Raw genomic sequence first — 25,393 nt, 5'->3', positions numbered from 1 at the left:
GTTGCGTGAGAGGGAGCTCTGCGTGACCCACATCAACACCCTGGACCCGGGCGCCTCGCCACTCGACTACTACGGCTTCGAACTGCGCCGGTACCGCGAGGAGGCCGGGCTGACGCAGAAGAAGCTGGGGGACATCGTCTACTGCACCGGCTCCCTGGTCGGCCAGATCGAAACGGCGAGAAAGTTGCCGACGCTGCCGTTCAGCGAGCGGGCGGACATCGCACTGGGCACGGGCGGACTGCTGTCCCGCCTGCACGAGCTGGTGATGCGCAGTCAACTTCCGGCCTGGTTCCAGCAGGTGGCCGAGCTGGAGTCCCGGGCGATCGAGATCGGTACCTTCCAGACGCACATGGTGCACGGTCTGTTGCAGACCAAGGAGTACGCGCGTGCCGTGCTCGGAGTGCTGGACGACACCGACCTCGACGACCGCACCGAGGTACGGCTGGCCCGGCAGCGCATCTTCGAGAAGAGCGAGGCGCCGGTCTTCTGGATGATCCTGAGCGAGGCGGCCCTGCACCAGGAAATCGGCGGCCCGGCAACCATGCGCGGTCAGTTGGCCCACCTGCTGTCCTTCGAGCGCAATCAGCGAGTCAACATCCAGGTCCTGCCGTTTTCGGCCGGTGCGCACGCGGGATTGCAGGGCTCATTCACTGTCTTCCGCTTCCCCGGCGATCCCACCATCGTCTACACCGAGGGGTACGGCAGCGGGCATCCGACGGCCAACCCGGACAGCGTCAAGGACTGCTCGCTCCGATACGATCATCTCCAAGCCGCCGCCCTCTCCCTCAAGGACTCGGCGGAGTTGATCCGGCGTGTGATGGAGGAGCGTTATGGAGAGCACCGAGATGCTGACGGCGATCCAGTGGCGTAAGTCCAGCTACAGCGGCGACCAGGGCGGCGAGTGCGTCGAGGTCGGTGAATCCCGTACCTCCGTCGCGATCCGCGACTCAAAGAACACGGCGGGCCCGATGCTCGCGTTCGAGCCCGCCACGTTCACGGCGTTCCTGGACTGGACTACAGCCGCTGAATGATCGTGCCGGTGGCCAGTCCGCCGCCCGCGCACATCGTCACCAGGGCGAACTCCTTGTCCGCCCGCTCCAGTTCATGAAGCGCGGTCGTGATGAGCCGGGCCCCGGTGGCTCCCACCGGGTGCCCGAGGGCGATCGCGCCGCCGTTGACGTTGACCTTCTCCAGGTCCTGCTCGAAGACCTGCGCCCAGCTCAACACCACTGAGGCGAACGCCTCGTTGATCTCGACCAGGTCGATGTCCTTCAGGGACATCCCGGCCTTGCCCAGCACGGCCTTCGTCGCGTCGATCGGTCCGTCGAGGTGGAAGTGCGGGTCGGAGCCGACGAGGGCCTGGGCGACGATCCGGGCCCGCGGGCGCAGCTTCAGCGCGCGAGCCATCCGCTTCGACGCCCACATGATCGCCGAGGCCCCGTCGCTGATCTGTGAGGAGTTGCCGGCCGTGTGAACGGCCGTAGGCATGACGGACTTCAGGCCCGCCAGCGCCTCCATGGACGTGTCGCGCAGACCCTCGTCCTTGTCGACCAGCCGCCACATGCCCTGCCCGGCGCGCTGCTCCTCCTCGGTCGTCGGGACCTGGACGGCGAACGTCTCCCGCTTGAACCGCTCCTCGGCCCAGGCGGCGGCGGCCCGCTCCTGCGAGACGAGCCCGAGCGAGTCGACGTTCTCGCGGGTCAGCCCCCGGTGCCGGGCGATGCGCTCGGCCGCCTCGAACTGGTTGGGCAGGTCGACGTTCCACTCGTCGGGGAACGGCTTGCCGGGCCCGTGCTTGGAACCCGACCCCAGCGGCACCCGGGACATCGCCTCGACGCCGCAGCTGATGCCGACGTCGATGACGCCCGCGGCGATCATGTTGGCCGTCATGTGCGACGCCTGCTGGGAGGAGCCGCACTGGCAGTCGACGGTCGTCGCCGCCGTCTCGTAGGGCAGGCCCATGGTCAGCCAGGCCGTGCGCGCGGGGTTCATGGACTGTTCGCCGGCGTGGGTCACCGTGCCGCCGACGATCTGCTCGACGCAGTCGGCGGGGATGCCCGTACGGCCCAGGAGCTCGCGGTAGGTCTCGCCCAGGAGATAGGCGGGGTGGAGGTTGGCGAGCGCGCCGCCGCGCTTGCCGATGGGGGTGCGCACTGCTTCGACGATCACGGGTTCGGCAGCCATGGGTGCGGGGTCCTCTCGGCTCTCCTCGGCTTTCCGCCAGGAACTAGTACGTGTTCTAGTTCCCCTTGCAGTCTGCTGACGTGATGTCGGTCACCGCAAGGGTCGTGCACGCTCCGGAGTCTTGATCTGCGGAGATCTGCACGAATTCCGCACCGGATTGGGGGTGCCGCGCCTCTTGCCACTTGTAGAACCCGTTACTACCTTCGCGGCAACCCTGTTCTGATGGACCGTCAGATGGCTGGAGCTGCCGATGTCCTGTCCAGCGCTTCCCGACGGGTTCGACTTCACCGACCCCGATGTGCTGCACCACCGCGTACCCCTCCCGGAGTTCGCCGAGCTGCGCCGGGCCGAACCGGTCCGCTGGATCCCGCAGCCGGCCAACGTGGCCGGATTCCAGGACGAGGGCTACTGGGCGGTGACCCGGCACGCGGACGTCAAGTACGTATCGACACACCCGGAGTTGTTCTCGTCGACCCTCAACACCGCGATCATCCGCTTCAACGAACACATCGAGCGCGACGCCATCGACGCGCAACGTCTGATCCTGTTGAACATGGACCCGCCCGAGCACACCCGGGTCCGCCAGATCGTCCAGCGCGTCTTCACCCCGCGCGCCATCCGCGCCCTGGAGGAACGCCTGCGGACGCGGGCGCTGAACATCGCCGCGAACGCCCGTGAGCACGCGGGCCCCTTCGACTTCGTGACCGAGGTCGCCTGCGAACTGCCCCTGCAGGCCATCGCCGAGCTGATCGGCATCCCGCAGGACGACCGGGCCAAGATCTTCGACTGGTCCAACAAGATGATCGCCTACGACGACCCCGAGTACGCCATCACCGAGGAGGTCGGCGCCGAGTCGGCCACCGAGCTCATCGCCTACGCGATGAACATGGCCGCCGACCGCAAGGCGTGCCCGGCGAAGGACATCGTCACCACGCTGGTGGCCGCCGAGGACGAGGGCAACCTGGGCTCGGACGAATTCGGCTTCTTCGTGCTGATGCTGGCCGTCGCGGGCAACGAGACCACCCGCAACGCCATCACCCACGGCATGCACGCCTTCCTCACCCACCCCGAACAGTGGGAGCTGTACAAGAGGGAGCGCCCCGAGACGGCCGCGGAGGAGATCGTCCGCTGGGCGACGCCGGTGGTGTCCTTCCAGCGCACGGCCACCCAGGACACGGATCTGGGCGGGAAGCGCATAAAGAAGGGTGACCGGGTAGGAATCTTCTATGCCTCGGCGAACCACGACCCCGAGGTCTTCGAGGATCCGGACGCCTTCGACATCACCCGCGACCCCAACCCCCACCTCGGATTCGGCGGCGGAGGCCCGCACTACTGCCTGGGCAAGTCCCTGGCGGTGCTGGAGATCGACCTGATCTTCAACGCGGTGGCCGACGCGATGCCCGACCTGCGCCTGGTCGGCGACCCCCGCCGTCTTCGCTCCGCGTGGATCAACGGAGTGAAGGAACTCCGGGTCAGCAGCGGCTGACCCGTCCCGAGGGAGGCAGGAGCACCCCTGTCCCTACGCCCCGTTCCTGCCTCCCCCGCGACTGGGTCAGGCCGTGCGCGGACACGACGAAGACGGCGACCCCGGGGATCGGGGGTCGCCGCCTTCGGTTCAGGGCTGGGGTTCGGCTCGGCTCAGTACCAGCCGTTGGACTGCCAGAAGCCCCAGGCGCCGCACGGGCTGCCGTAGCGGTCCTTCATGTAGTCCAGGCCCCACTTGATCTGGGTGGCCGGGTTGGTCTTCCAGTCGGAGCCGGCGGAAGCCATCTTGTTGCCCGGCAGGGCCTGGACCAGGCCGTAGGCGCCGGACGAGGAGTTCGTGGCGTTGACGTTCCAGTCGCTCTCGTGGTCGACGATCTTGGAGAAGCACTGGTACTGGCTGGAGTCCGAGATCATCTTCTTCGCCGTGGCCTGCGCGGAGGAGGACCCGGTCGTCGCGGCCTGCGAGGGCGCGGCGGCGAACAGCGTGCCGGCGGCGGCAGCGGCCAGCGTGACACCGGCGAGGGCCTTCTTCGGGGCGGAGGCGCGGCGGAGGAGAGAAACAGCGGACACGGGGAGCCTTTCTTCGGGGACAGGGCGTCGTGTGCGTGCCGGAGCCATGCGATGCGAGGCGGTGGCATGCGTCGGCGCCGCGGCCCTGAGGGCACGTCGGCGCCGTGCGACGTCATCCAGAGAAACAGGCCGGGAGGGTGTCCGCAATGAGCCCTTTTGCTAGTTGTGGTCGTATGCGGGGGTCGGGCGGCCTGTGTGACGTGGCTCTCTATCCGCAGGTCAGGGGCGGTGCGGACGCGTACATGACATCCGATTTGTCCGACTAGGGCGGATCGTAGGTGACATGGGTCATGTGGGGTGCTTCACCGCGCGGGTGACGGTCCGCGCGTGAGCCCTCACCGTGCGGGTGCGTCGAACGTGACGGGGCTCTCGAAAGCGGCCCGCCGAGTGGCCCGCCGCAGGGCCCGGAGGATCACCGGGCCGAGGAACAGGGTCAGCACGACGGTGGTGACGGCCCGGCCCAGGTCCCAGCCCAGGGAGGTGGCCAGGCAGTACGCGACGAAACGGGCCAGGTTGACGGACACGGGGGAGTCCGCGGAGAAGGCGATGGACGAGGCCTGCCCCTTCATGAAGGTCCAGCCCGCCAGATTCGTGACGACGCCGTAGGCGAACGCCGCCGGGAAGCCGTACGCGCTCAGGAGCAGGAGTTCGCCCCGGCCGCGCAGCCGGTCGCGGTCCGGGAGCAGCCCGGCCCCCATGGTGAACCAGCCCATCGCGAGCATCTGGAACGGCATCCACGGGCCCACGCCGCCCGTGAGCAGCGCCGACGCGAACATCGTGACCGAGCCGAGCACGAACCCGAAGCCGGGGCCGAGGACGCGGCCGCTCAGCACCATGAGGAAGAACATCGGCTCCAGACCGGCGGTGCCGGCACCGATCGGGCGCAGCGCGGCGCCCGTCGCGGCCAGCACCCCGAGCATCGCGACCGCCTTCGGCCCGAGCCCCGACTCCGAGATCGTCGCCCCGACGACCGCGACGAGCAGCACGAGCAGGCAGGCGAAGAACCAGGGGGCGTCCTCGCTGTGCGCGATGACGGCCGACTCGGGCGGGGCGAGGAAGGGCCACATCAGGGCGGCGACACCTACGGCACTGACGAGGGCGAGAGCGGCGATGGAGCGGGGGCCGAGGTCGACGGGGCGGGTTCGGCGCGGGCTCTTCGTGGCGCTCATGCCAGTGCCTTTCGCACCTGTGTGACCGTGAGCCACTCCTGCGGGGCGAGGATCTTGGTGACCTGCGGTGCGAAGGAGGGGGAGGAGACGACGACGTCCGCGGTCGGGCCGTCGGCGATCACCTCGCCCTCGGCCAGCAGGACGACCCGGTCGGCGAGCTCGGCGGCGAGCTCCACGTCATGGGTGGCCAGCACGATGGCGTGGCCTCGGCCGGCCAGGTCGCGCAGCAGGGTCACGAGGCGTTCCTTCGCCGCGTAGTCCAGGCCGCGGGTCGGCTCGTCGAGGAGGAGCAGCGGGGGGCGGGCGGTCAGGACGACGGCCAGGGCGAGCGTCAGCCGCTGGCCCTCGGAGAGGTCGCGGGGGTGGGTGTCGTCGGCGATGCCCGGGAGGAGCTCGGAGACGAGGGTGCGGCAGGTGCCGGGTTCGGCGCCGGCGTCGGCGTCGGCGGCCGTGCACTCGGCGGCGACAGTGTCGGCGTAGAGGAGGTCGCGGGGTTCCTGCGGGACGAGTCCTACTCGGCGGACGAGGTCCCGGGGCGGGGTGCGGTGGGGGACGGTGCCGCCCACGGCCACCGAGCCGGTGGTGGGTTCCACCAGGCCGACCAGGGTGTTGAGCAGGGTGGACTTGCCGGCGCCGTTGCGGCCCATGAGGGCGACGGTCTCGCCGGGGGTGACGGTGAGGTCGATGTGGCGCAGGGCGCGGATGTGGTCGCGGGTTACGGAGAGGGCCTGTACTTCGGCGGCATGGGGAGATGTCGGGGCGGTGGGGGTCTGCTTGCGGCGGAACCAGCGGTGGGGGGTGGCGGCGGAGGGGGTGGGGGGTGTGGTGAGGCGGCGGCTGCGGGTCGGTCGTGGCTGGTCGCGCAGTTCCCCGCGCCCCTGAGCGGCGCTCGTGTGCTGTTCCTCGACCGGTTCCCGGCGGTCTTGAGCGGCGCTGGTGTGCCGTTGCTCGACCGGTTCCCGGCGGTCTTGAGCGGCGTTGGTGTGCCGTTGCTCGACCGGTTCCCGGCGGTCTTGAGCGGCGCTGGTGTGCCGTTGCTCAAGCTGTTGGCGTAGGTCTGCTGCTCTTCTGCGGGCGTCTCTCACCGTCAGGGGAAGCGGGTTCCAGCCGGCCAGGCGGCCGAGGGCCACCACCGGTGGGTAGACCGGGGAGACGGCCATGATCTCCGCCGGGGTGCCCAGGAGCGGGGCCTGGCCGGGGGAGGGCAGGAGGGCGATCCTGTCGGCGTACTGGACCACGCGTTCCAGGCGGTGTTCGGCCATCAGGACCGTCGTTCCGAGGTCGTGGACCAGGCGTTGGAGGACTGCCAGGACCTCTTCCGCGGCGGCCGGGTCCAGCGCCGACGTCGGCTCGTCGAGGACCAGGACGCTCGGGTGCGGGGTGAGGACCGAGCCGATCGCCACGCGCTGCTGCTGGCCGCCGGAGAGGGTGGCGATGGAACGGCCGCGCAGGTCGGCGAGGCCGAGAAGGTCGAGGGTCTCCTCGACGCGGCGGCGCATCACGGCCGGAGCCAGGCCGAGCGACTCCATGCCGTAGGCGAGCTCGTCCTCGACCGTGTCCGTGACGAAGTGGGACAGGGGGTCCTGGCCCACCGTGCCGACCACGTCGGCGAGTTCACGCGGCTTGTGCGTACGGGTGTCCCGGCCGGCCACCGTGACGCGGCCGCGCAGGGTGCCGCCGGTGAAGTGCGGCACGAGCCCGCTCACCGCGCCGAGCACGGTGGACTTGCCGACGCCGGACGGGCCCGCCAGCAGCACCAGTTCGCCCTCCGGGACCTCGAAGTCCACTCCCTGGACAGTTGGTTCGGCGGCACCGTCGTACGTCACGGAGACGTTCTCGAAGCGGATCACGACGGCTCCTTGGGGACGGCGGGAGTGCGAGGCGTGGGGCTGATGAAGGCCGGGAGGAGGCCGAGGAGGACCGCTGCCGCGGGCCACAGGGGAAGGGTGGGGGCGACGAGGGGGATCACGCCGGGGTTCAGGGCTTCCGGGGTGCGGTCCGCGGCCAGGGTCAGCAGGGCGGCGACCGCCGCGCCGGAACCGGCGACCAGCCAGGCGCGGGCGTCCCAGCGGTCGGGGCGGTAACGGGTGCGCGGGGAACGCCGACTGCCCAGGCGCAGGCCCGCGAGCGCGGCGACGACTCCGGCGAGGAGGACCGGGAGTCCGTAGGTGCCGCCGTCGGCGGTGAGCAGCCCGTACGTCCCGGCGCAGACGCCCAGCAGGCCGCCGAGGGTGAGCGCGGTGGTCGTGCGGCGGACGCGGGGCGGGACGTCGGCGGTACGGCCGTAGCCGCGCGCGTCCATCGCGGCGGCGAGGGCGACCGACCGCTCCAACGCGCCCTCCAGGACCGGGAGCGCCACCTGGAGGAGGCCGCGGACGCCGGTGTCGGGCCGGCCGCGCAGCCGGCGGGCGGCACGCAGCCGCTGGACGTCGGCGATGAGATTCGGGGCGTAGGTGAGGGCGACGACGACCGCCACGCCGATCTCGTAGAGCGCGCCGGGCAGGGACTTGAGCAGGCGGGTGGGGTTGGCGAGGGAGTTCGCCGCGCCCACGCAGATGAGGAGCGTCGCGAGGCGCAGGCCGTCGTAGAAGGCGATGAGGACGGTCTCGACGGTGACCTTGCCGCCCAGGCGGATCCCCTGCGCCCAGTCGGGGAGGGGGATCTCGGGGAGGGTGACGATCACGTGCGTGCCGGGGAGCGGGGAGCCGAGGAGCACGGCGAAGACGAGCCGGATGAGGAGGACGGCCAGGGCCAGCTTGAAGAAGACGGAGTAGGAGCGGGCCCAGGGGGCGTTCGGGCGGCAGGTCGCCACGACGTACGCGGAGGTCGCGATGAGGAGGGCGAGGAGGAGGGGGTTGGTGGTGCGGGTGGCGGCGGTGCCGAGAGCGAGGGCCCAGAGCCACCAGGCGCCGGGGTGCAAGGGAGGGACGGCAGCGCCCCGAAGGGGCGCGGGGAACTGCGCGATCAGCCACGACTGTGCCGCGGAGGACCAGCCTCCCGTCCGGGGCGCGGTGCGCTCAAGCATCCCCGCGCCGCCGTGCCTGCCAGACCGCCGCCGCCCCCAGCACCACCACCACGGCGATGCCCGCGACCAGGCCGAGCGAGAGCCCGCCGTCCGAGTCGTCCTCGGCCGCGCCGGCGGTCTGCCCGGCCGCGGTCGGCTGCCCGGTCTCCCGGCCGCCCCCCGACACCTGATCGCCGCAGCCCTTCTGCGGATACCCGGTGATCGCGCACAACAGGGCGTTGGTGTCGTAGCGCAGGGGCTTGGCGACGGCCGCGAGGGCCTCGGCCGTGGTCGCGTCGGGAGCCACCCGGGCACAGGCCGTACGGCGGGCGGGAGGCGTCTCGCCGGACGGGGCGTCGGCCGCCGTACCGAAGTCGATGACCAGGGCGATTCGCTTCTTGCCGTCCTCGGCGGGCGTCCTGGCGCAGATCACCGCGAACTCGGCCGCGCCCCTGGGCTGTGTCGCGTCCTTCGAGTCCTCGCTCACGGCGAACCGGAAGCCCTGGACGTCACCGTCGGAGGGGCGGGCGAGGGAGGGGCCCTGGGTGGCGTAGACCCACGTGTCGCCCTGGCGCTCCCAGAAGGACCAGTAGCGGTAGCCGGCCGCCTGCGCGCCCTGGGCCGCGCCGGTCAGCAGGACCAGCGCGGCCAGGAGCGGGGCGAGCACGCGGCGGATCACGCCTGGGGGCCCTTCTTGCGGCCGCTCAGCAGGAAGCCGATGCCGATGCCGACGACGAGGAAGATGCCGACGTACCACCAGACCCCGAAGGGACTGTCGTCCTTGGTCTTCTCCTCGTTCGTGGCCTTCGTCGCGGCCTGCGGTGCGGGGCCGGTGGCGTTGAGCTGCTTCACCAGGTCGGCGCCGCCGAAGTCGCGGGGGTCGGCGCCGGTGGCGTGGGCGGCGAGGATCAGCTGGGCGTAGGCGGCCGGGCCGCTCTGCTTCGCCCACTTCGCGGAGTTCTGCTCCAGCCAGCGCAGCGGCTTCTCGGCGGCGTCGGCACCGGAGAGAGCGGCCAGCGCGACGACCGCGTCGGCGGTGTTGCCGTAGTCGGGCTGGTCCTCGGCGCCGGGGAGGGTGGAGGTGAGGTGGCCGTCCTTGGCGAGGGCGTCGGTGAGGTAGGCGGCGCCGTTGACGGCGGCCTGCTGCGAGGACGGGTAGCCGCCGTCGGTGCAGTCCGCGGCGGGCGCGTCCTTGCCGGGGCTCACGACGAGGCCCTTGCCGAGCGAGCCGAGGACGCCGGCCGCGGTGGCGTCGGCGTTGGCGAGCAGTTTGCCCTTCTTGTCGGGCTGGAAGGCGAAGGCGCCGCCGTCGTCGTCCTTGCAGGGCAGGGCGAGCTCGTTGAGGGCGTCGTAGGCCGTCTTCCCGTCCTTGCGTACGTCCGCCGGCTTCTCCCCGGCAGTGGTGAGCGCACCGATCACCACGGACGTGGAGTTGGTGTCGCTGGCCCCGCCCGGCATGTATCCCCAGCCGCCGTCCTTGTTCTGGACGGACTTCAGCCAGGTCACGGCCTTGGAGACGGCGGCGTCGTGCCCGCCGAGCGCGACCAGCGCCTGGACGGCGGCGGCCGTGTTGTTGGTGTCGACGAGGGTCTTGGCGTCGCAGTCGGCGCCGGCGTCGGCACGGTAGGGCGCGAAGGCCCCGTTCGCGCACTGCTGCGTGAGCAGCCAGTCCACGGCCTTCGGGGCGGGCTTCACCCCGACGGTGTTCTGAGCGAGCATCGCGAGGGACTGCCGCCAGACGCCGTCGTAGGTGGGATCGGTGGTGCCGTACAGCTCGGCGGGGTACGTGGGCTTCGGCGAGGCCGAGGGGGAGGAGTCGGCGGCTATGGCCGGCGCGGCCGCGCCGATCACGACGGCGGCGGCCAGGACCGCGGCGCTGCGACGGACGTACATGATCGGCGGGTGCCCTTCCCTAAGGGGAACCGGGCAGCACAGGGGAGACCCCGGCGGCTCGGCTCCGTATACCTCGACGGTGCCGCACTCCGGCGGACTGCCGGGGCACGTGAGCCGGTCACTTCCCGTACGCGGCGATCCGGCTCACCGGCCTTCGACGACGACCGGTTCACGGTTGCGGGTCAGCGCCGGATTTGCACCGGCTTTCCCACGTACGGGTGTGATGACGACGGCGACACTCTACCCGGGGGTAGGTGGGGGGCGAGAGGGGGCTGGGGGCGGCGGAGGCGGTCCGGTGCCGAGCGAGGTCGAGGGTGGCCGGTTCGGCTGGATTTCGCCCATGGATGTTGCAGGGGTTGCCGAGCTTCATGGTGGGCGTGTGCATGATCCCGGCCGGGGCATCGGCTCTTCCTCGCGGACGGATCGGTATCGGCCGACGTCAGGATGCGAGGCGTGTCGAGTGGCTCCATCATGTGGGTACTGCCCTCGGACCGCGTGATCGCCGCCCTTGGGCGTTGCGATCACAGAAGTGTCAAACCAAACATGGATTTTGCGCCGAATGGCTATCGGTGTGGCTGGAATGACCTGCCGGAGGGTGGGAATCCTCTACCGTTTGGTCGGTGCGAGCGGCCTGCGGGACGCGCAACCGTCACCCCGTGGCATTGCGTCTTACGGAAAACCCTTGGTCCGTCGCGAATGACGGCTGGTTTGTGTGTCGACTGGCGCTCTGACGGGCGGGATGCTGATTCTCTGGGTCCTGCTCCGGGCGGCCGCGGCGCTGGCGACGGGAGGCACACCTGGTGTTGGGAAGTGTCAAGAGCGGCGATGGCAGGCTGCTCTTCTTCGAGACGTCGGGGGACCCGAAGGGCCACCCGGTGTTCTTGCTGCATGGCACTCCGGGCAGCAGGGTCGGTCCGCGTCCACGGACCAGCGTTCTCTACAAGCTGGGCATCCGGCTCATCTCCTACGACCGGCCGGGGTACGGGGAGTCGCAGCGGTTAAAAGGCCGCGCTGTGCGTCACGCCGCCGCGGATGTGGCGGCCATCGCCGACCAGTTGAATCTTGGACCGTTTTCCGTGCTGGGCCGTTCTGGTGGCGGGCCGCATGCGTTGGCGTGTGCGGCGCTGCTTCCGGACAGAGTCGCCAGTGCTGCCGTTCTGGTCAGCATCGCTCCTCCCGATGCGGACGGGCTCGAATGGTTCGAGGGGATGGCCCCGTCCAACGTCATCGCCTACAAGGCCGCCCGAGCGGCTCTCCGCGATGGTTCCGAGGAGTGCCTGGAAAAGCTCAAGGCCAACCTGGCCAGCAACGCGGATGCCATTCGTGACAAGCCGGAGTCACTGCTGGGGTTACTGACTCCGGAGATGCCCACGGCAGACAAGGCTGTGGTGGGACACGGTGGGATCCGCGGCCTGCTCCTCGCCAACTACGAGACCAGTGTGGTGCGCTCCTCGTTCGGCTGGCTCGACGACGTGCTGTCCTTCCGACGGGACTGGGGCTTTGAGCCGGGCAAGATCGTCGAAGTCCCGCTGCTGCTTTGGCACGGTGAGCACGACACCTTCTCGCCCGTCGGTCACTTCCGATGGCTTGCCGAACGCATTCCCTCAGCGACTGCCGTGCTGAAGCCAGGGGCGGCTCACTTCGCCGCGCTGCCGGCCGTACCGGAAATACTCGCTTGGCTTCGCGACCGTGCTCGCGAGCGCTTCGGGGCCGCCGTGTAGCGGATGTGCTCGCCGACGTGGGCGAGCACATCGCAGATCAGATCGGGTGCGGGTCGAACTCCCAGCCCGACCGACTCCACTCGCGCAGGGCCAGAGCGCGGGGATGATCGGCCCCGAGCCGCGCGGTGATCGCGCCCAGCACTTCCTCACGCAGCCGGTCGGCCGCCTCGCTCTCTCCCAACTCGTTCAGGACCACTGCCAGGTTGGCCGCGCAGACCAGTGGGGCGGGGTGCTGGTCGTCGTTGAGGACATCGCGAAGCCGGTCCAGTACCTCCTCGTAGGTAGCGCGGGCCCGTCCACGCTGCCCCAGTGCGGCCTGGGCATTGGCCAGGTTCACCCGGCACATCAGGGTGAACGGGTGGTCGTCGTCGAAGATCGCCGCGAAGACCCTTGCGGCTTGCTCGGCGTGTGCCAGTGAGGAAGCCGCCTCGTTGGCCGTGTAGAGCAGTACGGCCAGGTTCGCGTAGCAGGCTGCTGTGTAGGGGTGTTGGTCTTGGAAGAACCGACGGCAGTCGTCCAGGACCCGGCGGGCCAGCTCGAGGGCCTCTTCGGTACGACCCTGCGCGCCCAGGATCCCGGCCAGGCCCAGGTGGAGCAGCAGCCGGTTGGGCGAGGCCGACCCTTCCTCGGAGGGAAGGTTGGACAGCACCGTGCGTGTCAGGTCCTCCGCTTCCTGGGCCCGGCCCATCTGGTGCAGGGCACCCGACAGCGCTTTGCCCGCGTTGATGGTGGTGGGAGCGGACGGCCCGAACTGCTGATGGGAGAGGCATTGGTCGTAGGTCCGCCGCAACGGAAGCTCGGATCCGGCGTAGTCGCCGCAGTCGAGGAGATCGCGGGCGTAACTGATGGTTGATGCCCGGGTGTAGGCATGTTCCGGGCCGAGGATCTTGTTCCGGGTCTCCATGGTCTTGCGGTCCAGCCGCAGCGCGTCCGTGTACTGCCCCAACACCCGCAGACATACCGCGTAATTGTTGGCCGCAATGAGGCTGCGCGGATGGTCTTCGCCGAACAACTCCAGGAACTGCTCGTGGTTGAGCCGGTCGCGTTCCAGCGCCTCGCTGTAGCGGCCCAGACCGCGCAGGTCGGCAGCCACACCGCCGGACGTCATGAGGATGTGGAGGTCGTGCGGGCTGTCCAGGGCCGCTTCCTGGCGGTGCAGTACATCCATGTCCAGTTCCAGGGCCTCTTGGTATCTGCCCTGGGCACGAAGGATGTTGGCGATCTGGAAGCCCATGTGCAGCACCCAGCGTTCGTCGGGTCCGCTGTGTTCCAGCCAGCCCTGATGCACGCGCGTGCTCAGGTCGTACGCCTGCTTCAGCTCGCCGCGGCGGCGCAACTGGCGAACTCGGTCCACGATCAGCTTGCGGATGCCGTAGTCGGGTGCTGCCAGGGCCCAAGAAGTTCCCAGGTGAGGCCAGATGATGCGGTAGCGCTCCCAGGTGTTGTGGTCCTCGGGGTCGTCCTGTTCGGGACGGGCGGCCACCAAGGTGCGGAAGACGACGTCCCGCGTGGCCTCCTGATCTTCCTCCGTCATGTTCAGGCGCACCGACATCTGCACCAGGCGGTGCACGCGGAGACTGCGTGACTTGCGGTCCACCGTCGCGAGCGAGAGTCGACTCAGTTCCTGGAACGCGCGCGCGATCATTTCCGTGCTGTCGAAGGCGCGCGGCCGGAACTCCTGATCGCGTGTGCTGCCCTGACCGGTGAGGGACTGTGCGATCTGCGTGCTTTGCAGCAGATCCATGGAGATCGGCTCAGGGCTGAACCAGGCGGCCAGTTTGAGGAGTTGAACCGCCGGAGGGAAGTTCTTGTTGAGCTGCCCGATGGCCACGCTCCAGGTCTTGGAAACGTCGAGGAGCCGGTCGTCGGGGCTCAGACCGGCCGTGTCGGCGGCGGGCTGGCGCTCGAGCAGTTTGACGTACTCCTGGGTCTGAAGGCCGCTCTCCTTGAGCACTGCGGCCGCGTGCTCGACAGCCAGCGGTAGATCGCCGAGGGCCGAAGCCACTTCGTCGGCCTCCTCGGTGCTGCACTCGGTGAGCCTGCGCTTGAGGTGCGCGACGCTCTCCTCGCGCTCGAACACACCGACATCGGCGATCTCCGCGTACCGTTCCCAGCCCTCGGAGCGCTGACTGGTGATCAGGACGTGGCCTGCCTTGCTGCTCACCAGCAGATCGGACAGATCGTTCACGTGCTCGACGTTGTCGAGGATCAGCAGCCAGCGGCTGTAGGGCCGACCCAGACGCAGCGCGTCCTTGACCGCGGCCGCCGTCGCCGTCGGGTTCTTGCGCTCGGAGACCTCCAGATGGCCTGCCAGCCCCGCGAACTGCTCCACTGCGAGGTTTCGCTGATCGGCCTGGATGTGCCAGACGACGTCGTAGTCGCTCTTGAAGCGGTGGGCGAACTCCAGGGCCAGCATCGTCTTGCCCACGCCACCCATGCCGCGCAGAAGCACCGTGCCGTTACCGGCCCGCAGCCGATCGCGCAGGTGTCCGAGCAACTCCTCGCGTCCGGTGAAGGACGGGTTGCGGATCGGCAGGGAGAACACGAAGGGCTCGGCCCCCGGGAAACGCGGGCCTCTGTCGCTTGCGGCGGCCGGGCTGAACAGCGGCTGTGTCGGGGCCTCCACGGCATTCAGCAGCGCCTGTCTCGCCGCCTCCTCATTGGGACCGCAACGGGCCAGATCGGCGGCGGCGCGATCGGAGAACGGAGGGCTCATCCGTACGTCGTCCACGCGCACGGTCACCAGGGTGCGCCGATTGCCCAGACCGTCGACGGCGTCGGTCGTCTCCCACGCCGCTCGTGCTTCCGCGGAGTCCCGGTAGGCGTGGGACAGGACCGCGAGAGTTCGGGTGGCCGACTTCCCGGTCGGATCAGGGACGGAGCGTTCGGACGGGTGAGTCGTACCGTTGGACACCAGATGCACCTGGAAACCCACGGACTTGAGCGTGAACTCGATCCAGTCGGCCCAGGTGCGATCCTCGGGCACAAAGCTGACATGGATGTCGGTGTTCTGCAGTGGCCTGGGCCGCTTGTACAGCGCGAGGACCCGCTTGCGCTCCGCGTCGTCCAAACGGGGGAACGCGGTGACATCGCCGCCGGAGATGACTTCCGTCAGCCGTTCGCACGCGGCGAGCATGGAGGTAGGGCTGCCGGGGGCGTCCCTGAAGGGGGCCAGTAGTTCCTCGTAGGCGTAGAAGGGCCGGTACGGGATCTCGACCTTGCCCCAGTACTCCTGGGCGTCCAGGGCGCAGTGGCGGCGCACGATGTCGGCGAACTTCGCCCGCATCTGCTCCCGCGCCGCCTCCAGCCGGTCGGCCTCGCCGTTCGCGTCCTCCACGCGCATGGGGACCGGGATGATCCGGATCCCGCGATACCCGTAGAGGCTGTCGATCTTCTGCGCCACGGCCTGTGCGCCGTCCATCCCCTGGCTGCTGGGCGTGAAGGCGACGACCAGGGCATCAGGCAGCAGCACCGTGCACACGTCGGAGACGTCGCTCAGACCGGTGCGGCTGTCGATCAGGACGTAGTCGTAGTTCTGGGTGAGTTCCTGCTTCAGAGCTTCGACGAAGACGGGCCCGTGCCAGGTGTGGTCCAGGAAGCGCATCCAGTCGAACTGCGAGTACGCCGACAGGTACTCCTTGTTCTGCGTACCGGGCGAGACGTAGTCCAGCCGGCCACCGTTCGGAAATGCCCAGTCGATCGGGATGACGCAATGATTGAAGTGGGCCTGTGTGGCCACCCAGGCCGCTTCGGCGGTCTCCCACTCGTCCTGTGCGTGTGTCTCCGGCTGCCTGCGCTGTTCCATCACCGTCTGGTTGAAGTGCAGGAAGAGGTCGATGATGCCTTGCGCGGTCCGTAACCGGTCCTGGTCGAGGAAGGGGTGCAGAAAGCGGTCGAGGCCGGGTGCGTCCAGGTCCCAGTCGACGACCAGTACCCGCTTGCCCCCCGATGCCAGGATCCAGGCGGTGTTGGCGAGCGACATGGTGCGGCCGGTGCCGCCCTTGTACGAATAGAAGGTGATGACCTTTCCTCGGGTCGTTTCCTCCGGACCCGAAGTAGGCATCCCCGCCACTTCACCCGCGCCGTTCTCGTCAGTCACTGGTTGGCCTCCGAACCCCGTGACTCCGCGCCGGGTCGGACGACGGGCGCGGGGAAACATCCTGGATGGAATCGAGATACCGCAAATAGCAGCTTTTCGCCAACTCCGCGAACAGCCAGGCGAAGGCATCGGCCTTCCGGATGCCTCGTGCGGCGGTACCCCGAGCGGTGCGAGGCATCTCCCGTAGATGCCGGTGCCGGGACAGAGTCGTCTCCAGCAGTGACTGCAGCCGCGCCTCGTCGCGCTGGGTCTGTGGGTCGTCCTCGGCCAGCACCGCCATCACCGCCAGCCAGGGCCGGTTGGCCCGGACGATGTGCTGTACCTGCTCAGCGATCCGGAGATCGCCCAGCACCCACGCGTCGACCACGAGGACGGAGGGAGCGATGGGCCTGGCGGGTTCTCGCGCGGAGCCTTCGTGGGCAATGCTCTCGTAGGCCTTCTCGATCGGGACCAGCTCCGGCTCGAATCCGAGATTGCGGGCGAGAGCGAAGGCCTGCTGCGTCAGCGTCCCGTGCGCTGTGCGATAGGGCCGCCATGACTCGGTATCCGGTCCGTAGGAGGCTGCCTCACGCCCCGGCGGGAGTCGGCCGGCGGTCGGCGCGACCACCGTGATCCGCAGGGTCGGCTTCGACGGTTGGAGCGCGAAGGCGTCCACCAGGCCACGCCGATCAGTCAGCCGCTCGATGCTGACGGGTCGCGGAGGAGTGTCCTCCCACGCCCGCGCAATGCGCTGAGCGAGTCGTCCCAGGACCGCACGGTAGGCGCGCTGGTCGTCATCCTCCATCTCCATGAGCTGGTAGAGGCCGGACTCGGAGTAGCGGTCCTGGGCGCGCTGCTCCTCCCCACTCTCGCGCGGCAGATGGGGAGGGATGTCCAGGACGGCCATCGGCAGTGTGGTGCCCTGCCGGTGCGGGATCCACAGGACGGGGACCACGGCCCGGCCGTAGTCGGGGCCGACGCGTCGCTTGAAGGCAGTCCACTGGCGGCCGCAGAGCGGGTCTGTGAAGTAGCGCGGCGCGTACAGCGGGACGAAGACACTGCTGGCTGTCAGCTTCGAGAGCCATCCATCGGACGCAGCGTCGGGACGGTCCACATGACCGGCCTGCTCCGCGGGCACGCCGGTGAGGCGGGCCACTTGCTCCCCGAGTTCCTCGAAGAAGGAGAAGACCGGCTGGTCGGCGTCGGCCCCCTGGGGCCCTGGCGTGCGGGCGTAGCTGAGGAAGAAGACCGGAGTCGAGTCCGTCATGAGTCCCCCTGAGTACGTGGCGCGAAGACGTTGCTCAGATCGTCGAACAGCTTGACGTCGCAGGATTTGAGCCGGGCAGCCGTGGCCACGTCGACGATTCGCTCGGCGAGCCGCCACACGGTTCGCCGGTAGACGCGCCACTTGCCCGCCTCCATCAGACCCAGCAGCCCCATGCGCCGGTAGTCGTCTCCGAGATCGAGGCTGTACCACTGGAAAGGCTCGACGACCTTGGGCATCACGATCCTGCCGGGAGACGTCCACAGCACCGGGAGGATCGCGCTGACGGTGTAGCGCTCACTGCGGTGGTGCTCGGCCTGCCGCCGGAGGAAGCCGTCGAACTCGACCCCGCACCAGTGACTGGCGAAATACCGGGGTGAATACACCGGCATGAAGACCCGGCAGGTCGCCAGCGCCTCCTTCAGGTTCTTCTCCCACTCGCCGCCCAGGGGCATGCGCTTGTCGAGGAAGCCGATCGGGGTTTCCCCGTCGTGCGTGGTCAGTTGCAGGACGAACTGGCACAGCAGCTGATGGAACGCCTCCTGCCGCTCGTCCGGCGCACGCAGGCCGGCGGCGCCGGGCACCTGCGCGTAGCTGTGGAAAAAGTACAGATCCTGGCTGTCAGCCGGGCGGCCCGATAAGTGGGATTCGGTCACCTGCGCTGCCCCCTCCAGCCGTGCGGTGTTCCTTGAACCATTCCACAGCCAAGTCCACCGAATGAGCCATAGGGAGGAGCCGGGCAATTCCTCCGCCCACTCGACCGCACCGCACGATGCTCGCCCCAGTGTCCGAGCGTCGGCGCTCCAGCCAGGCCCCAAGGTATGCGAAGTCCCCGTCGTCCAAGGCCACATCCTCGAATGACAGCCATCGCCGCCCTGGTTCCCCGCCCTCCTGCCGTCCGTGGGCGACCACACAGTCGTAGCGACGCAGGGGAGGGTCGGGCAATCGGTATTCGCCGAGGTGAAAAGCCGTGCACGACTCGAAGCCCACGCCCAGCAGCAAGATACGGGCGTCGAGCCCATAGAGGCGCCCCAGCGGAGAGGACTCCCCGAGGTGGCAGGTGAGCGGGTGGTCCCGAGTCAGGGCAGCGGCAAGTGGGCCCGACGCGGCCAGCGACGTCTGTGGGTGAGTGCTGCGCCGCGCCCCCGGCGTACGGCGCACCCACTCGGCGACCGCTCCCATGCCATCGCTGGGCGTGGTGGCCGCGTCGAACCCGGGCATCGTCTCCCGGAACGCGGCGATCTCCGGCCGGGTCATGCCCTTGATCCGTTCGCGGTAGGTGGAGGAGGACAGCGAGTTGGCCGCCGTAAACGTCGGCACGACGACGGTGCCCGCAGGGCCGATGACGGCTCGCAAGCCTTCGACGACCGTCGCCGCTCCGTGTTCGGTACGGCCGATGCGGCGCAGCGAGGAATGCACCAGGACGATGTCGCCCGACCGCAGTCCGAGTGCCTGTAGGTCGTCGGCCAGCCCGGGACCCGTGTACGGCGTCGTCATGGGCCCGTCATGAGCGAGTGAGCGGCCGTCCTGATGTCCGTTGCCATGCGCAGGCCGGCTGAAGTGGGGGCGTCGGTCTCTGCGGCGAAGGCGTCCAGCGCGGCGAGGGTCTGCTTCCCCCAGAGTTCCGCCTCGGCCCGGGCGGCCCGTCCTCGACGGGCGTGCCATGCTCGGGCCACGGCCAGTCGGGCGTACGCCCGTCGCAATGCCGCCTCCTGGCCTGTGCCGCCCAGGTCGAGCAGGTCGCGGAGGGCTGCGAACTTCGCGTATTGCCACTCTCGGAGCATGGCCGCGACGAGGTCCTGCTCGGTGTCGGTCGGCGCCAGCGCCAGAGCGCCGAAGGGTGGGCGGGAGGCGTCCTCCGACGGAGCGCTGTCGAGCAGCACCAGCGTGTTCACCCCGGCCGCCAGCGCGGCGGCTTGGTGTGGGTGCCGACGGGCAAGAACGCCCCAAGCAGCTGCCAGAGACGCTCGCCAAGTGGCCGTGAGGTCGGCCGGAGTGCCGCTGTCCGTCGTGCGGGAATCGTCTCGCTGCAGTCTCACCTCCAACCCCTCGCTCGACAGGCGTTGCACGGGTTCCCAGCTGGCCGTGCCGCCGTCGGCCCGCCACACGCGCCCGCTGTTCGTGCCCAACCGGACTCTGTCTCCGGCCACGAGGGACCCGCGGTCGGGCAGCAGACGCAGTCGGCCGACCGACGGAAGCGGCACGACGCCATCCGCGCCCACTCGAACCGTGAGCTCCAGACGACACCGTGCGCGGACGGCTGTCGCCAGAGCCAGCCCTTCGAGGAGGTCGGTGTCCGGTGCCGCCTGTCCGTGCGCGTCGGAGGAGCATGCCGCCACCGCCCAGGAATGGACCGCGGGGTCCGCGAGCACGGCGTCCAGGTCTGGGCCGTCCAACTCCAGCAAGGCTTGCCAGGTGTCCTGCGAGCCGACGCCGGCGCGGAGAAGATAGGCCAGCATCGCGCGGCGCAGGTCCAACTGTGCTTCCGACAGACGCAGTACGGCCGCGTGCTCCAGCGCACCGCCGCCGGTGAGCGCGCCGATGTCGGCCGGCGGCACGGAGTGTCGTTGTGTCTTGGGGGCGGTCGACCGTATGTGCTGGATGAGCTTGAGCAAGTCGGCGCAATACACGGACGGGTTGACGAATCCGCTGCCGGTTCTGAACCGGTGCCCGTAGAGACCGCCGCCGCAGATGTTCACCACCGGGCATGCCCGGCACTGCGCGGACAGCCCGTCCAGGCCCAGGCTCCGGGCTTGGAAGCCGGAGTGTCGAGCGGCCTCGTCGAAGCTGTTGACCAGGACGTGATAGCCGGTCTCCGGGGCGCCCTCGGCCACCGTCTTGAGCCAGTCGGCCTGTTCGATCGCCCCGTCCGTCTCTATCACCAGGAGGTCGGGGCTGCCGAGCCCGAGTGCCTCGGTGAAGCCGGGCTCGCCCGTCGCCGCGGCCTCCACCGACTCGAACACGCGGACGCTGAAGGGCCGGCCGTCCGCGTTCCACCGCTCGTACGAGGCGATCAGCCAGTCCGCATAGTCCGTGCTGCCGCGCGGCCGGGCCGGCGGGTGGTCCCATGTGGCATGGGGAAGCAGGAAGTCCACGCGCGGAGGCCGTACTTCGGCCAACGCGTCATAGACGGCGTCCGGGTCGTTGTTCACGTCCACGGTGCACAACAGGCCCGCGAACGCCGGACGGTGGGCGGGCTGTCCGAGCAGTCGAAGCGCCCGCACCGTGTCGTCGTAGCTCCCGGCCCCGTCGGCCCGCACCCGGTGACGGTCGTGGGAGACCCTGTCTCCGTCCAGGGAGACGCCCGCGTGGATGCGCTCACGTACCAGGAGCGCGCAGAATTCGTCGTCGAGGAGCAGTCCGTTGGTCTGCATACGGAGGTCGAGCACCGCGATGCCGTCCAGCGAACGGCGCAGTTCGCGTGCCAGGGCAGCCAGTCGTTCGGGACCGGCGAGCAATGGTTCCCCGCCGTGCAAAACGACGGTGACCCGCTTGAGCCGGTGCGCCCGGGCATGCTCGGCGATGCGTTCGGCGGTGGCCCTGACGACGTGCGGCGCCATTACCCGGGGGCGGCGGCGCCAGCTCTGATCTGCGTGTTTGTAGACATAACAGTGGTCACAGGCCAGGTCGCACCGACTGTGAACCTTCACTACGAACTGCCGGAAGGGCCGTGCTGCCATTGGCGCCGGCACGTCGTTCCGCTCCGTTCAGATGTGGGAGTTGAATCCTGCGGAGGCGTTGTCGCCGATCGACGTGGCGCGCATGACGACCGACTCACTTCGGAGACTCAGTTTCGTGAGCTGCTCGCGACCGGGGTGGTCTGCCTTGCCCGCGGCACGAGGGGTTTCACCCACTGCGCGTGCGGCGGCGCGGTTCTCTACGTCGCTGTGCATGACAGTTCCCCTCGGGTGATGCGCCCCGGAGCACCTAGAACCCGCAATTGTGTCGCGTCCCGTACTGGGTATTCCGGCAGCGGCGTCGGCAACTCGACACCTTCATGCTGCATTCGCGCAAGGCCCATGACAAGACGACCTCCGGCCAACCCCGTTCGAGGAGAACGGCCCTGTGAGTGCAGGTAAGAGCACTGCTGCGCGACATGAGCACAGCGGTCCCGGTACCCGGCAGACCTTCTGTTCTCACACCGCCACATAAGCCACCGGCTCACTCCCCGCCACCGCCTCCGCCCTCCCCAGCTTCACCAGCCGCCTCAGATGTGCCTCCGCCTCCGCGATCGCGATGTTGCGGGACGGGTACGGGATCTGGGCCCAGGGGCGGTTCCACTCCATGCGTTCGGCGAGTTGCCAGGGGGTGAGGGGAGTGGCGAGGAGGGTGAGGAGGTCGGTGAGGCGGTCCTCGTGGTGGGTGAGGAGCCGGCGTACGCGGGCGGGGGCGTCCGTGAACGTGTGCTGGTGGGCCGGGAGTACCTCCGCCGGGGTCAGGGCGGCGATGCGTTCCAGGGAAGCAAGGTAGTCGCCCAGCGGGTCGGTCACTGTCGTGTCGTCGGGGTCCTCGTACAGGCCGATGTGCGGGGTGATCCCGGGGAGCAGGTGGTCGCCGGAGAAGAGGCGGCCGTGGCCCGGGAGTCGCGCGGGGTGGTCCTCCTCCAGGTGGAGGCAGACATGGCCGGGGGTGTGGCCCGGCGTCCAGATCGCGCGCAGGCGGCGGCCGGGGAGGTCGAGGAGTTCGCCGGGGACGATCTCGCGGTCGGGGGCGGCCGGGGTGAAGCCCGGCATCGTGCTGGGGCGGCGAGCCGTGCGTAGCGGGGCCACGTGGTCCTCGGGGGCGCCGGCCGCCGTGAGTTTGGCCGCCATGTAGGTGAACCAGCGGTCGGGGCGGGTCGTGCGGGTGCGCCTGACGATCGCCGCGTCCGCCGCGTGCATCGCGATCCAGGCGCCCGACGCATCGCGCACCTTGCCCGACAGACCGTGATGGTCGGGGTGGTGATGGGTGATCACCACGCCGTTGATCTCGCCGGGCCCGGTGCCGCACGCCGCGAGGCCCTCGGCGAGGGTGTCCCAGGACGTCGGGTCGTCCCAGCCGGTGTCGACGAGCACCGGGCCCCGGTCGGTGTCGACGACGTACACCAGGGTGTGGCCCAGGGGGTTGTCGGGGATGGGGACCCGGATCGACTTCACGCCGCCGCCGTGGTCGTACATCTGCGTCATGGGTTCCCCAATCGCCGCGACACGTTCCGGCCGACCCGATCACTATAACTAGAACAGGTTCCGATGGGAGCCCGAGTCATCTACGTGCGGTCCGTGGACTACTCCGGACGGAACTGGTATCAGTGCCGTAGATCTGATGGATCGTCAGAGTCACGCACCGGGAAGGCAGTCGGCCATGACCGAGCTCGTGGAACACGGACAGCTGTTCATCGGCGGGGAGTTGACCGACCCCCTGGGCAAGGACGTCATCGAGGTGATCTCGCCGCACACGGAAGAGGTCATCGGACGCGTGCCGCACGCCTCGCCCGCCGACGTCGACCGGGCCGTCGCGGTGGCGCGCAAGGCGTTCGACGAGGGGCCCTGGCCGCGGATGAGCCTCGAAGAGCGGATCGAGGTCGTCACCCGCATCAAGGACGCGATCGCCGTTCGGCACGAGGAGATCGCCCGCGTGATCTCCTCCGAGAACGGCTCCCCGTACTCCTGGAGCGTCCTCGCCCAGGCCCTCGGCGCGATGATGGTCTGGGACGCGGCGATCACGGTCGCCCGGAACTTCACCTACGAGGAGACACGCGACGGGGTGCTGGGGAAGATCCTCGTGCGGCGCGAGCCCGTCGGGGTCGTGGCGGCCGTGGTCCCCTGGAACGTCCCGCAGTTCGTCGCCGCCGCCAAGCTCGCACCCGCGCTGCTCACCGGCTGCACGGTCATCCTCAAGCCCTCGCCCGAGTCGCCGCTCGACGCCTATCTCCTCGCCGAGATGGCGAAGGACGCCGGGCTGCCCGAGGGCGTGCTGTCCGTCCTTCCCGCGGACCGTGATGTGAGCGAGTATCTCGTCGGGCATCCCTCGATCGACAAGGTCTCCTTCACCGGCTCGGTGGCCGCCGGCAAGCGCGTCATGGAGGTCGCCGCCCGCAATCTCACCCGTGTGACGCTGGAGCTGGGCGGCAAGTCGGCGGCCGTCGTCCTGCCGGACGCCGACGTCGAGGCGACCGTCGCCGGTGTCGTGCCGGCGGCCTGGATGAACAACGGCCAGGCGTGCGTCGCCCAGACCCGCATCCTGCTCCCGCGCTCCCGCTACGACGAGTTCGCCGAGGCCTTCGCCGCCGCGGCCGGCGCGCTGGTGGTCGGCGACCCGCTCGACCCGGCGACCCAGGTGGGCCCGCTGGTCGCGCAGCGGCAGCAGCGCCGCAACCTCGACTACATCCGCATCGGGCAGGAGGAAGGCGCGAAGATCCTGGTCGGCGGCGGGCGACCGGCGGGGCGGGACAAGGGCTGGTACGTCGAGCCGACGCTCTTCGGGGACGTCGAGAACTCCATGCGGATCGCCCGCGAGGAGATCTTCGGGCCGGTGATCTGCCTCCTTCCCTACGGCGACGAGTCCGAGGCCGTGAAGATCGCCAACGACTCCGACTACGGCCTCAGCGGCAGCGTCTGGACCGCCGACACCGGGCACGGCATCGAGATCGCGCGGCAGGTCCGTACCGGGACGTACTCGGTGAACACCTTCAGCCTGGACATGCTGGGCCCGTTCGGCGGCTACAAGAACTCCGGACTGGGCCGGGAGTTCGGGCCCGAGGGCTTCGGCGAGTATCTGGAGCACAAGATGATCCACCTCCCGGCCGGCTGGGAGGCGTAGGGGATGGGTGACCGCTGGCAAGTCGAGGTCGACCGGTCGGTGTGCATCGGCTCGGCCCAGTGCGTCCACCACGCCCCCGACGGCTTCCGCCTCGACACCGGCCGCCAGTCCCATCCGGCCGACCCGGAGACCGACGCGAACGAGCGGATCCTGGCGGCGGCGGAGAGCTGCCCCGTCGAGGCGATCGTGATCACCCTGCTCGGGAGCGGGGAGCCGGTGTTCCCGCCCGAGGAATAGCACCAGAAATCTTCCTCTGGACGGGTTCATTTCCGGGCATTCGTTCTATTCTGGAAGTCGGCCTACGAGGCGAGTGAGGGAGTCCGACCGGAGTAGCCGACTCTGGCGAGAGACACAGGGTTTCCGCCGGTGCCGACGTCGACGGTCGGGCTGAGAGGCCGGAAGGTCGTACGCGGCGTACGACCGGAAGGCGACCCCCAACACCTGATCCGGACCATGCCGGCGAAGGGAACCCGTCTCGTAGGTCTTACGTGTGCCGCGGGGCGGTCAGCGCTCTTCCGGGCTCGTCAGGTCGATCAAGCGGCACACCGTCTCGATGTCGATCTTCACCTGGGCGATCGAGGCGCGTCCGGACAACCAGGTGATCAGGGCCGAGTGCCAGGTGTGCTCGATCACCCGGACGGCGGAGAGCTGCTCGGGCGTCGGGTTCTCCAGGCCCATCGCGTCCAGGATGATCACCGTGGTCTGCCGGGAGACCTGGTCGACCTCGGGGGAGACGCTGCGGTCGGCGAAGGTCAGCGCACGGACCATCGCGTCCGCCAGATGCGGCTCGCGCTGCAGGGCCCGGAACGCCCGCATCAGGGTCTCCGCGACCCGCTCGGCGGCGGTCGCGCCCTGCGGCGGCTTCTTCCGGAGCGTGCCGTGCATGTGCTCCAACTGGTCCTGCATCGTGGCGACCAGCAGATGCACCTTGGACGGGAAGTAGCGGTACAGCGTGCCGAGCGCCACCTGTGAGGACTCCGCGACCTCGCGCATCTGAACGGCGTCGAAGCCGCCCCGGCTGGCGAGCTGCGCGCTGGCGTGCAGGATGCGTCGGCGACGGGCCTCCTGCCGCTCGGTGAGAGGCGGTGAGGAGGGGCTCGCGCTACTGGCTTCCGCAGGCATGGATCCCGTTCCGTGACAGTCGGTGAGGGTGAGTGACCGGACAGAGCATGCCAGGGCCTCGGTCGTGGCGTGAATCACCTGATCCATCGCTCACAGCGGCGCTAC

At 69.6% G+C, this 25,393-nt stretch carries 20 protein-coding genes and 1 riboswitch; of the genes, 6 read left to right on the top strand and 14 right to left on the bottom strand.

The genetic code is table 11. From position 1 onward, the window contains the following. Nucleotides 1–22 precede the first annotated feature (22 nt). A complete protein-coding gene (locus tag PGH47_RS12810; RefSeq protein WP_271663531.1) occupies nt 23–871 on the top strand; it encodes a helix-turn-helix domain-containing protein in 849 nt (282 codons plus the stop codon). Beyond that, complete coding sequence (locus PGH47_RS12805) at nt 831–1,031, top strand: DUF397 domain-containing protein (RefSeq protein WP_271663530.1); 201 nt, start codon at nt 831–833, stop codon at nt 1,029–1,031. Before PGH47_RS12810 ends, PGH47_RS12805 begins: the two co-directional genes overlap by 41 nt. Here the strand turns inward: PGH47_RS12805 and PGH47_RS12800 are convergent. After that, the gene (locus tag PGH47_RS12800) at nt 1,015–2,184 is read right to left on the bottom strand and encodes a steroid 3-ketoacyl-CoA thiolase (RefSeq protein WP_271663529.1); all 1,170 of its coding nucleotides are present in this window, start codon (nt 2,182–2,184) and stop codon (nt 1,015–1,017) included. The genes PGH47_RS12805 and PGH47_RS12800 overlap by 17 nt on opposite strands. A gap of 250 nt (nt 2,185–2,434) precedes the next feature. On the opposite strand from PGH47_RS12800, the gene PGH47_RS12795 reads away from it, so the two are divergent. Further along, nucleotides 2,435–3,670 (top strand): cytochrome P450, encoded by a 1,236-nt coding sequence (locus PGH47_RS12795; protein ID WP_271663528.1) that lies wholly within the window; start codon nt 2,435–2,437, stop codon nt 3,668–3,670. 152 nt (nt 3,671–3,822) lie between these two features. Here the strand turns inward: PGH47_RS12795 and PGH47_RS12790 are convergent, their stop codons facing one another. The 6 genes from PGH47_RS12790 to PGH47_RS12765 all read right to left on the bottom strand — a co-directional run bounded on the left by PGH47_RS12790 (nt 3,823) and on the right by PGH47_RS12765 (nt 10,305). After that, on the bottom strand, nt 3,823–4,239 hold the full coding sequence (locus PGH47_RS12790; RefSeq protein ID WP_030949453.1) for a transglycosylase SLT domain-containing protein: 417 nt from the start codon (nt 4,237–4,239) through the stop codon (nt 3,823–3,825). Nucleotides 4,240–4,574: 335 nt separating this feature from the next. Next, nucleotides 4,575–5,408: an ECF transporter S component gene (locus tag PGH47_RS12785; RefSeq protein ID WP_107906825.1), complete on the bottom strand. Its 834-nt coding sequence runs from the start codon at nt 5,406–5,408 to the stop codon at nt 4,575–4,577. After that, a complete protein-coding gene (locus PGH47_RS12780) occupies nt 5,405–7,258 on the bottom strand; it encodes an ABC transporter ATP-binding protein (RefSeq protein WP_271663527.1) in 1,854 nt (617 codons plus the stop codon). Before PGH47_RS12780 ends, PGH47_RS12785 begins: the two co-directional genes overlap by 4 nt. Continuing rightward, nucleotides 7,255–8,433: an energy-coupling factor transporter transmembrane component T gene (locus PGH47_RS12775; protein ID WP_271663526.1), complete on the bottom strand. Its 1,179-nt coding sequence runs from the start codon at nt 8,431–8,433 to the stop codon at nt 7,255–7,257. Before PGH47_RS12775 ends, PGH47_RS12780 begins: the two co-directional genes overlap by 4 nt. After that, nucleotides 8,426–9,091, bottom strand: a complete 666-nt coding sequence (locus PGH47_RS12770; RefSeq protein WP_271663525.1) for an SCO2322 family protein — start codon at nt 9,089–9,091, stop codon at nt 8,426–8,428. Before PGH47_RS12770 ends, PGH47_RS12775 begins: the two co-directional genes overlap by 8 nt. Then, entirely contained in the window at nt 9,088–10,305 is a 1,218-nt protein-coding gene (locus PGH47_RS12765) for a prenyltransferase/squalene oxidase repeat-containing protein (RefSeq protein ID WP_271663524.1), read from the bottom strand. The genes PGH47_RS12770 and PGH47_RS12765 overlap by 4 nt, the downstream gene beginning before the upstream one ends. A 124-nt stretch (nt 10,306–10,429) precedes the next feature. Then, nucleotides 10,430–10,524, bottom strand: a riboswitch (adenosylcobalamin-variant (AdoCbl-variant) riboswitch). 581 nt (nt 10,525–11,105) lie between these two features. Here PGH47_RS12765 and PGH47_RS12760 point away from each other — a divergent pair. Continuing rightward, nucleotides 11,106–12,026, top strand: coding sequence for an alpha/beta fold hydrolase (locus PGH47_RS12760; RefSeq protein WP_271663523.1), 921 nt, complete (start codon nt 11,106–11,108; stop codon nt 12,024–12,026). Between the two features lie 37 nt (nt 12,027–12,063). On the opposite strand, the gene fxsT is transcribed toward PGH47_RS12760, so the two are convergent. From fxsT to PGH47_RS12730, 6 genes are all read right to left on the bottom strand, one after another. Beyond that, nucleotides 12,064–16,089, bottom strand: a complete 4,026-nt coding sequence (gene fxsT, locus PGH47_RS12755; RefSeq protein ID WP_271663522.1) for an FxSxx-COOH system tetratricopeptide repeat protein — start codon at nt 16,087–16,089, stop codon at nt 12,064–12,066. 28 nt (nt 16,090–16,117) lie between these two features. Then, nucleotides 16,118–17,371 carry a TIR-like protein FxsC gene (locus PGH47_RS12750; RefSeq protein ID WP_271663521.1) on the bottom strand — a complete coding sequence of 418 codons (1,254 nt, stop codon included), beginning with the start codon at nt 17,369–17,371 and terminating at the stop codon, nt 16,118–16,120. Next, nucleotides 17,368–18,024: a TIR-like protein FxsC gene (locus tag PGH47_RS12745; RefSeq protein WP_271663520.1), complete on the bottom strand. Its 657-nt coding sequence runs from the start codon at nt 18,022–18,024 to the stop codon at nt 17,368–17,370. The genes PGH47_RS12750 and PGH47_RS12745 overlap by 4 nt, the downstream gene beginning before the upstream one ends. Further along, nucleotides 17,990–18,865, bottom strand: coding sequence for an aminoglycoside N(3)-acetyltransferase (locus PGH47_RS12740; RefSeq protein WP_271663519.1), 876 nt, complete (start codon nt 18,863–18,865; stop codon nt 17,990–17,992). The genes PGH47_RS12745 and PGH47_RS12740 overlap by 35 nt, the downstream gene beginning before the upstream one ends. Beyond that, on the bottom strand, nt 18,862–21,048 hold the full coding sequence (locus PGH47_RS12735) for an FxsB family cyclophane-forming radical SAM/SPASM peptide maturase (protein ID WP_271663518.1): 2,187 nt from the start codon (nt 21,046–21,048) through the stop codon (nt 18,862–18,864). The genes PGH47_RS12740 and PGH47_RS12735 overlap by 4 nt, the downstream gene beginning before the upstream one ends. A gap of 456 nt (nt 21,049–21,504) precedes the next feature. Next, nucleotides 21,505–22,533, bottom strand: coding sequence for an MBL fold metallo-hydrolase (locus PGH47_RS12730; protein ID WP_271663517.1), 1,029 nt, complete (start codon nt 22,531–22,533; stop codon nt 21,505–21,507). A 175-nt stretch (nt 22,534–22,708) separates the two neighbouring features. Between PGH47_RS12730 and PGH47_RS12725 the strand changes: the two genes are divergently transcribed. Together PGH47_RS12725 and PGH47_RS12720 are read left to right on the top strand one after the other, a co-directional pair. Further along, nucleotides 22,709–24,166, top strand: coding sequence for an aldehyde dehydrogenase (locus PGH47_RS12725; protein WP_271663516.1), 1,458 nt, complete (start codon nt 22,709–22,711; stop codon nt 24,164–24,166). A 3-nt stretch (nt 24,167–24,169) separates the two neighbouring features. Continuing rightward, nucleotides 24,170–24,403 carry a ferredoxin gene (locus PGH47_RS12720; RefSeq protein ID WP_125528684.1) on the top strand — a complete coding sequence of 78 codons (234 nt, stop codon included), beginning with the start codon at nt 24,170–24,172 and terminating at the stop codon, nt 24,401–24,403. Nucleotides 24,404–24,670: 267 nt separating this feature from the next. Here PGH47_RS12720 and PGH47_RS12715 read toward each other — a convergent pair whose 3' ends face one another. Further along, nucleotides 24,671–25,288, bottom strand: a complete 618-nt coding sequence (locus PGH47_RS12715) for a TetR family transcriptional regulator (protein WP_107906833.1) — start codon at nt 25,286–25,288, stop codon at nt 24,671–24,673. Nucleotides 25,289–25,393: the final 105 nt, after the last annotated feature.

This window comes from Streptomyces sp. HUAS 31 (genome assembly GCF_028198125.1).
GTDB classification, from domain to species: Bacteria; Actinomycetota; Actinomycetes; order Streptomycetales; family Streptomycetaceae; genus Streptomyces; species Streptomyces chartreusis.
This window is presented reverse-complemented; position numbering and strand designations above follow the sequence as displayed.

Excerpts from the sequence above, each read along its gene's own strand:
- PGH47_RS12805 (WP_271663530.1), top strand. The coding sequence starts at position 831 with ATGGAGAGCACCGAGATGCTGACGGCGATCCAGTGGCGTAAGTCCAGC.
- PGH47_RS12800 (WP_271663529.1), bottom strand. The coding sequence starts at position 2,184 with ATGGCTGCCGAACCCGTGATCGTCGAAGCAGTGCGCACCCCCATCGGC.
- PGH47_RS12795 (WP_271663528.1), top strand. The coding sequence starts at position 2,435 with ATGTCCTGTCCAGCGCTTCCCGACGGGTTCGACTTCACCGACCCCGAT.
- PGH47_RS12785 (WP_107906825.1), bottom strand. The coding sequence starts at position 5,408 with ATGAGCGCCACGAAGAGCCCGCGCCGAACCCGCCCCGTCGACCTCGGC.
- PGH47_RS12775 (WP_271663526.1), bottom strand. The coding sequence starts at position 8,433 with ATGCTTGAGCGCACCGCGCCCCGGACGGGAGGCTGGTCCTCCGCGGCA.
- PGH47_RS12765 (WP_271663524.1), bottom strand. The coding sequence starts at position 10,305 with ATGTACGTCCGTCGCAGCGCCGCGGTCCTGGCCGCCGCCGTCGTGATC.
- fxsT (WP_271663522.1), bottom strand. The coding sequence starts at position 16,089 with ATGCCTACTTCGGGTCCGGAGGAAACGACCCGAGGAAAGGTCATCACC.
- PGH47_RS12750 (WP_271663521.1), bottom strand. The coding sequence starts at position 17,371 with ATGACGGACTCGACTCCGGTCTTCTTCCTCAGCTACGCCCGCACGCCA.
- PGH47_RS12740 (WP_271663519.1), bottom strand. The coding sequence starts at position 18,865 with ATGACGACGCCGTACACGGGTCCCGGGCTGGCCGACGACCTACAGGCA.
- PGH47_RS12735 (WP_271663518.1), bottom strand. The coding sequence starts at position 21,048 with ATGGCAGCACGGCCCTTCCGGCAGTTCGTAGTGAAGGTTCACAGTCGG.
- PGH47_RS12730 (WP_271663517.1), bottom strand. The coding sequence starts at position 22,533 with ATGACGCAGATGTACGACCACGGCGGCGGCGTGAAGTCGATCCGGGTC.
- PGH47_RS12725 (WP_271663516.1), top strand. The coding sequence starts at position 22,709 with ATGACCGAGCTCGTGGAACACGGACAGCTGTTCATCGGCGGGGAGTTG.
- PGH47_RS12720 (WP_125528684.1), top strand. The coding sequence starts at position 24,170 with ATGGGTGACCGCTGGCAAGTCGAGGTCGACCGGTCGGTGTGCATCGGC.
- PGH47_RS12715 (WP_107906833.1), bottom strand. The coding sequence starts at position 25,288 with ATGCCTGCGGAAGCCAGTAGCGCGAGCCCCTCCTCACCGCCTCTCACC.